Below are 254 nucleotides of genomic sequence, written 5' to 3' on the forward strand. Positions count from 1 at the left end.
GAGGCCTCGTGGGAGACGTTCGAGTCGGCCGGGCTGGACCCGCAGCGGTTGCGGGGCAGCCGGACGGGCGTGTTCGCGGGCGTCATGTACCACGACTACGCCTCGCGCCTGATGGACCTGCCACCGGACGCCGAGGGCTTCGTCGGCACCGGCACGTCGGGCAGCGTGCTGTCGGGCCGGGTGGCGTACACGTTCGGCCTGGAGGGGCCGGCGGTGACGGTGGACACCGCCTGCTCGTCGTCGTTGGTGGCGTT

General features: G+C 72.8%; 1 protein-coding gene. It reads left to right on the top strand.

Features of this window, described 5'->3' with window-relative positions:
- The coding region (locus ACSNOB_RS32125; RefSeq protein WP_436691218.1) for a beta-ketoacyl synthase N-terminal-like domain-containing protein at positions 1–254 on the top strand (254 nt) is incomplete at both ends.

It is taken from the genome of Micromonospora sp. URMC 106 (genome assembly GCF_051386395.1).
Classification (GTDB): domain Bacteria; phylum Actinomycetota; class Actinomycetes; order Mycobacteriales; family Micromonosporaceae; genus Micromonospora.